At 68.8% G+C, this 6,290-nt stretch carries 6 protein-coding genes and 1 pseudogene; 3 read left to right on the plus strand and 4 right to left on the minus strand.

The genetic code is table 11. The annotated features are described in order from the left end of the window. Positions 1–551 precede the first annotated feature (551 nt). Positions 552–1,550, plus strand: a complete 999-nt coding sequence (gene trpS, locus AC07EJ_RS45850) for a tryptophan--tRNA ligase (protein ID WP_389487401.1) — start codon at positions 552–554, stop codon at positions 1,548–1,550. Between the two features lie 91 nt (positions 1,551–1,641). Here the strand turns inward: trpS and AC07EJ_RS45855 are convergent, their stop codons facing one another. After that, the gene (locus tag AC07EJ_RS45855) at positions 1,642–2,664 is read right to left on the minus strand and encodes a GlxA family transcriptional regulator (protein ID WP_389487403.1); all 1,023 of its coding nucleotides are present in this window, start codon (positions 2,662–2,664) and stop codon (positions 1,642–1,644) included. Positions 2,665–2,738: 74 nt separating this feature from the next. Between AC07EJ_RS45855 and AC07EJ_RS45860 the strand changes: the two genes are divergently transcribed. After that, a complete protein-coding gene (locus AC07EJ_RS45860) occupies positions 2,739–3,326 on the plus strand; it encodes a cysteine hydrolase family protein (protein WP_478886526.1) in 588 nt (195 codons plus the stop codon). A gap of 97 nt (positions 3,327–3,423) precedes the next feature. Beyond that, positions 3,424–3,588 (plus strand): annotated as a pseudogene (locus tag AC07EJ_RS45865) (carbohydrate ABC transporter permease); the annotation flags it as partial. A 122-nt stretch (positions 3,589–3,710) separates the two neighbouring features. Here AC07EJ_RS45865 and proC read toward each other — a convergent pair. The 3 genes from proC to AC07EJ_RS45880 form a co-directional block, all read right to left on the minus strand. Continuing rightward, entirely contained in the window at positions 3,711–4,523 is an 813-nt protein-coding gene (proC, locus tag AC07EJ_RS45870; protein ID WP_389487407.1) for a pyrroline-5-carboxylate reductase, read from the minus strand. Positions 4,524–4,594: 71 nt separating this feature from the next. Next, positions 4,595–5,332, minus strand: coding sequence for an ABC transporter permease (locus tag AC07EJ_RS45875; protein ID WP_389487409.1), 738 nt, complete (start codon positions 5,330–5,332; stop codon positions 4,595–4,597). Continuing rightward, a complete protein-coding gene (locus AC07EJ_RS45880; RefSeq protein ID WP_478886527.1) occupies positions 5,329–6,123 on the minus strand; it encodes an ABC transporter ATP-binding protein in 795 nt (264 codons plus the stop codon). Before AC07EJ_RS45880 ends, AC07EJ_RS45875 begins: the two co-directional genes overlap by 4 nt. Positions 6,124–6,290: the final 167 nt, after the last annotated feature.

Below are 6,290 nucleotides of genomic sequence, written 5' to 3' on the forward strand. Positions count from 1 at the left end.
AGGTTTCCGCTCCAGCCTTTCGGCCTTTCGCGTTTCCCTTTCCGGCGGTTCCGACTCTATCAGATCCTTTCGGGCCTGATTCCCAGTCAGCGGGGCTTGTCTTCCCGGCTGTTGGGCCGTTCCGACGAGTGAGACTTTAGCGGAGTCCTGGCTCCCGAGCTAATCGGGGGCGCCCTTTCGAACGCGGATTCCTCATTTCGCAAAGACGCATGAAAACGAGCCGTGGCGCATCTCGAAGAGACGCGACATCGATCGTTGAATGGTTCTTGCGGAATGGCCACCCGGGGACCGGTCAGGGACCGGAGCTCACGTCGGGCAACTCGGAGAACACTACGGACCGGGCCTAGGGGTGTCAACTTCACGCCTGTGAGGTCTACTCTTGGGCTCGTGACTACGCATGCGCACACCCAGCAGTGGTGGGCCGCCTGACGGCGGCCAGCACAAGCGTGCACCCAACGGCCGCCGCCTCGGCGGCCGTTCTTGTATCTCCCTCCTGGAGACCACGGAGCCCGGCAGCCGGGCCGCGGCGGTCCCGACCAGGAGGTGGAGTAATGACGCGAATCTTCAGTGGGGTCAAGCCGACCGGGCATCTGACGCTGGGGAACTATCTGGGCGCCGTACGCCAGTGGGCAGAAGTCGATCAGTACCGGGCTGACGCGCTGTTCAGCGTCGTCGATCTGCACGCGCTGACCGTGGACCACGATCCCGGGCGCGTGCGCCGGCTCAGTAAGCAGGCGGCGACGCTGTTGCTTGCTTCGGGGCTCGATCCCGAGGTGTGCACCGTGTTCGTACAGAGTCATGTGGACGAGCACGCTCGGCTGTCGTATCTGCTCGAGTGCGTCGCCACGGACGGCGAGATGCGGCGGATGATCCAGTACAAGGAGAAGTCCGCGCTCGAGCGGGAGCGGGGCGGGAGTGTGCGGCTTTCGCTCCTGACGTATCCCGTACTGATGGCGGCGGACATCCTCGCCTACGGGGCGGACGAGGTTCCTGTGGGTGAAGACCAGACGCAGCACGTCGAACTCACCCGGGATCTGGCAGTGCGGTTCAACCAGCGGTACGGGCACACCTTCGTGGTGCCGCGGGCGACGCCGCCCGCTGTAGCGGCGCGGGTCATGGACCTCCAGGACCCGACTTCCAAGATGGGGAAGTCGCACGACAACGGCTCCGGGATCGTCTATCTCCTCGACGAGCCGGACGTCGTGCGGAAGAAGATCCTGCGGGCGGTCACGGACAGCGGCACGGAGGTCGAGTACGACCGCGAGGCCAAGCCCGGGGTGTCGAATCTGCTGGAGATTCTGGCCGCTTGTCTGGGTGGGAACCCGCAGGGCTTGAGCGGTGTATATGAGTCGTATGGCGCGCTGAAGAAGGCGACCGCGGAGGCCGTGGTGGAGCTTCTTGCGCCCCTGCAGAAGAGGCACAAGGAGCTGGTTGCGGATCCCGCACAAGTAGAGGAGGTGTTGCGGCGGGGAGCTGAGCGGGCGAGAGAGATGGCGAAGCCGACCGTGGACGCCGCCTATCGGGCGATCGGGCTGCTTCCCCCTGCCTGAGTGTCCCTATAGAGGGGTGTAGTGGGGAGGCGCGTTCCTGGAGGCGTGCCTAGACGGGGCGTACCCAGCAGGGCGTTCCGAAAAGGCATTCCTAGGTGGGGGTGAAGGGCTGCTGAGCGAATGCCGCTCGGTAGGAGCGTGGGCTGGTGGCGAGGCGCGATGCGAAGTGCTGGCGCATCGTGACCTCGCTGCCGAAACCCGCACGGCGTGCTACCTCGGGCATGGGGAGGTCGGTGCGTTCCAGCAGCTTCTGCGCTGCCGCCATGCGCTGGTCCAGGAGCCAGCGCAGCGGTGTGGTGCCGGTCGCTGCGGTGAAGTGACGGGCGAAGGAGCGTGGGGACATACCGGCGCGGGCCGCGAGACCGGCGACGGTGAGCGGCTCGTGGAGGTGTTGGAGGGCGTATGCGCGTACGGAGGTGAGTGCGTCGGCGTCGCGGTCGACTCGCGGCGTGGGGTGCTCGATGAACTGGGCCTGCGTTCCGGTGCGAAAAGGGGCCGTGACCATCGACCGGGCGATGGTGGCGGCGGTCTCCGCTCCGTGGGTCCTGCGGACGAGGTGCAGGCAGAGGTCGATGCCGGCGGCGGTGCCTGCGGCGGTCCAGATGTTGTCGTCCTCGATGAAGAGGGCGTCGGGTTCGACGGTGACGAGGGGGTGATGGGCGCGGAGCAGGTCGACGAGGTTCCAGTGGGTGATCGCGCGGCGGCCGTCCAGTAGGCCGGCTTGGGCGAGGGTGAAGGCTCCTCCGCAGAGGGCCGCGATGGTGACGCCACGGGCGTGGGCTCGGCGCAAGGACTCGAGAACCGGTTCGGGCGCGGGCGTGAGGTGGTCGTCGAGGCCGGGGACGACGAGCAGGTCGGTGGCGGGCGCGAGGCGTGTCAGCCAGGTGAGGGTGCGATCGGGGGTGAGGGTGAGTCCGCCTCGCATGGGGACGGGCGTGGGGTCTTCGGCGATGCGACGCAGGTCGAAAGCGGGGACGCCGCGGTCGGTGCGGTCGGTGCCCCAGACCTCGGTGATGACGGAGACGTCGAAGGCCCGGATGCCTGGGAAGGCGAGGAGGGCGATGCGCTGGGTGGGGTGCGGAAGCGCGGCAGCATGCGGGGCTGGGGGCGGCACGTTGGCAGTAAATCATCGATCGCTGTCTTCTGTACCGCTGGGGCGGGCGCGCTCGCGGCGACAGCATCGTGGGCATGGAGATCGCAGAGAACGCAGCGCTGATCGTGGTGGACGTGCAGAAGGGGTTCGAGGAGGAGGGGTTCTGGGGACCGCGGAACAACCCTGAGGCTGATGAGAACGTCGCGTCGCTGATCGACGCGTGGCAGTCGACGGGTCGTCCGGTCGTCTTCGTGCGGCATGACTCGCCGAAGCCTCAGTCGCCGTTGCGGCCGGGGTACGCCGGGAACGACTTCAAGGAGTACGTGGAGGAGCGGCGTGGGAAGGGGGACGGGGCGGAGCTCCTGGTGACGAAGTCCGTGAACTCGGCGTTCTACGGGACGCCGGACCTGGACGCGTGGCTCAGGGCGGCCGGTATCGGGCAGTTCGTCGTGGCCGGAATCCAGACCAACATGTGCGCGGAGACGACAGCACGGATGGGCGGCAATCTGGGGTACGAGGTGCTGTTCGCGTTGGACGCGACGCACACCTTCGACCTGGAGGGCCCGTTCGGCTGGCGCCGCACGGCGGAGGAGCTGGCGCAGGCCTCGGCGGTGTCATTGCACGGCGGCGGCTTCGCCCGGGTGGTCACGACGGCGGAGGTCGTGGCTTCGGCGGGGGCGTAAGTGCTTAGGGCGTGACGATCGGGTGCAAGCGCTACGGGCGTAACGGTCGGGTGCGGGGGGAGATCCGTTGTTCATCGGCACCAGCGGCCAGTCGCTGGCGCTGCCCGTCGGGCTGGCGTCGGGCAAGGACTCCTACGGGCCGCAGTACGCGCAGTTCGCCGCGTTTCGGCTGCTCGTTTCCGTGCCGCTCATCCCGGTCTTCACGATTTTCCAGCGACAGATGGTGAAGTCCGTGGCCACGACGGGGCTCGGCGGTCAGTAGGTGCAGCACCACCCGAACTGCCCGGCCGGACCGGCAGCCTTGCCGTTCCGGCCAGGCGCTTCGGGGTCCGACCTGGCAGTTCGGGTGTTCCGGCCACGTGCAGTCGGCCGGCTCGTGCTCGGTCAGTTGTTGCCGGAGGCCAGTTCGCGGCTGCGGTCTCGGGCGGCTTCCAAGGCTGCGATCAGGGCGGCGCGGACTCCGTGGTTTTCGAGTTCGCGGATCGCGTTGATGGTGGTGCCGGCGGGGGAGGTGACGTTTTCGCGGAGCTTGACGGGGTGTTCGCCGCTGTCGCGGAGCATCGTGGCGGCGCCGATCGCGGACTGGACGATCAGGTCGTGGGCCTTGTCGCGGGGCAGGCCGAGCAGGATTCCCGCGTCGGTCATGGCCTCGACCAGGTAGAAGAAGTACGCCGGGCCCGAGCCGGACAGGGCGGTGCAGGCGTCCTGCTGGGACTCGGGGACGCGGAGCGTCTTGCCGACGGCGCCGAAGATCTCCTCGGCGTGGGCGAGGTGGGCGGCCGTGGCGTGGGAGCCGGCGGAGATGACGGACATGGCCTCGTCGACGAGGGCGGGCGTGTTCGTCATGACGCGCACGACGGGGGTGCCTTCGGGGAGGCGCTCCTCGAAGAACGTGGTGGGGATGCCCGCCGCGCCACTGATGATCAGTCGGTCGGCGGGGAGGTGCGGGACGAGTTCGGTGAGGAGGGTGCCCATGTCCTGGGGCTTGACCGTGAGGATCAGGGTGTCGGCCTGCTTGGCGGCTTCCGCGTTGGTGACGGGGGTGACGCCGTAGCGGGTGCGGAGCTCTTCGGCACGTTCCGGGCGGCGGGCCGTGACCAGGAGGTTGGCAGGGGCCCAGCCCGCTCGGATCATTCCGCTGAGCAGGGCCTCGCCGATCTTTCCGGTGCCGAGGACTGCGACGTGCTGCTGGGGCATGGAGGCCACCCTTCGGGGCGCGGGGTTCGGTGCGGTTGCGTCCGTCGGGGCCATCCTCGCATCGGCGGCGGTCAGGCCGTACGGCGGCGGAGAGTTGCCGCGCCGAGGGCCAGGACGAGTACGGCGCAGCCGGCAACGATGCCCGCGTCGCGGATGAAGTCGGCCGTGAGGTCGGTATGGCGGAGGACTTCGTTCATGCCGTCCACGGCGTACGACATGGGGAGGACGTTGGAGATCGCTTCGAGGACGGGGTGCATCTGGTCGCGCGGGGTGAACAGGCCGCACAGGAGCAGTTGGGGGAAGATCACCGCCGGCATGAACTGGACGGCCTGGAACTCGGAGGCCGCGAAGGCGGAGACGAAGAGGCCGAGGGCGGTGCCGAGCAGGGCGTCGAGGAGGGCGACCAGGAGCAGGAGCCAGGCGGAGCCGGTGACGTCGAGGCCGAGACCCCACAGGGCGAGAGCCGTCGCCAGGACGGACTGGACGACCGCGAGGGCGCCGAAAGCGAGGGCGTAACCGGCGATGAGGTCGCCCTTGCCGAGGGGCATGGCGAGGAGGCGTTCGAGGGTGCCCGAGGTGCGTTCGCGCAGGGTGGCGATGGACGTGACCAGGAACATCGTGATGAGCGGGAAGATGCCGAGGAGGGAGGCGCCTATGGAGTTGAAGGTGCCGGTGCTGCCGTCGAAGACGTAGCGGAGCAGGAGGAGCATCACGCACGGGACCAGCAGCATCAGGGCGATGGAGCGCGGGTCGTGGCGGAGCTGGCGCAGGACTCGGGCTGCGGTGGCGAGGGTGCGGGCTGCGTTCATCGGGGGCTCCGCTGGAGGGTGTTGGCCTGGTCGACGAGGTGGAGGAAGGCGTCCTCGACGGTCGCGGCGCCGGTGCCGGCCCGCAGGGCGTCGGGGCTGTCGTCGGCGAGGATCTCGCCTTCGCGCATGAGGAGGAGGCGGTGGCAGCGTTCGGCCTCGTCCATGACGTGGGAGGAGACGAGGATCGTGGCGCCGCGCTCGGCGGCTATGGAGTGGAAGAGGTTCCACAGGTCGCGGCGCAGGACGGGGTCGAGGCCGACGGTGGGTTCGTCGAGGACGAGGAGTTCGGGGGCGCCGAGGAGGGCGACGGCGAGGGAGACGCGGCTGAGCTGGCCGCCCGAGAGGTTGCCGGCGAGGGCGTCGGCGTGGGAGGTCAGGTCCACTTCGGTGATGACGCGGGTGACGTCGTCGCGGCGGTGGGCGGCTGCGGCGCGCCCCGGCTGCAGTACGGCGGAGAAGTAGTCCAGGTTCTGACGAACCGTCAGGTCGGCGTACACGGAGGGGGCTTGGGTGACGTATCCGATACGGGAGCGGAGTTCGACGGAGCCTGCCGGGTGTCCGAGGACGGTGAGGGTGCCGGTGACTTTGGCCTGGGTTCCGACGATCGCGCGCATGAGCGTGGACTTGCCACAGCCCGACGGACCGAGGAGGCCGGTGATCTGACCTCGGGGGACGGTGAAGTCCAGGGCGTGCAGGACGGGGCGGGGGCCTCGGATGACGGTGAGGTCCGTGGCGCGGACGGCTGCCGCCGGCGGCTCTGGGGAGGGTGACCCTTCGGGAATATTCATCATGTGATGAATATTCCTCCGGTGGGGCCGGGGCGTCAAGCGGCGTGGGGGCGTATTGAGGGCGCCTGCGTTCGTGGGGGGGTGCCCCTATGACTTTGGTCAAGGGGATGGGGCGGGTTGGGGGTCGTAGAAGGTGCCGTCGCGGAGCATCGCGAACAGGACGTCGGCCC

The sequence above is a fragment of the Streptomyces sp. NPDC045026 genome (assembly GCF_056432625.1).

Bases quoted from the DNA above. Each gene is read 5' to 3' on its own strand.
- trpS (WP_389487401.1), top strand. From the start codon at position 552: ATGACGCGAATCTTCAGTGGGGTCAAGCCGACCGGGCATCTGACGCTG.
- AC07EJ_RS45880 (WP_478886527.1), bottom strand. From the start codon at position 6,123: ATGATGAATATTCCCGAAGGGTCACCCTCCCCAGAGCCGCCGGCGGCA.
- AC07EJ_RS45875 (WP_389487409.1), bottom strand. From the start codon at position 5,332: ATGAACGCAGCCCGCACCCTCGCCACCGCAGCCCGAGTCCTGCGCCAG.
- proC (WP_389487407.1), bottom strand. From the start codon at position 4,523: ATGCCCCAGCAGCACGTCGCAGTCCTCGGCACCGGAAAGATCGGCGAG.
- AC07EJ_RS45860 (WP_478886526.1), top strand. From the start codon at position 2,739: ATGGAGATCGCAGAGAACGCAGCGCTGATCGTGGTGGACGTGCAGAAG.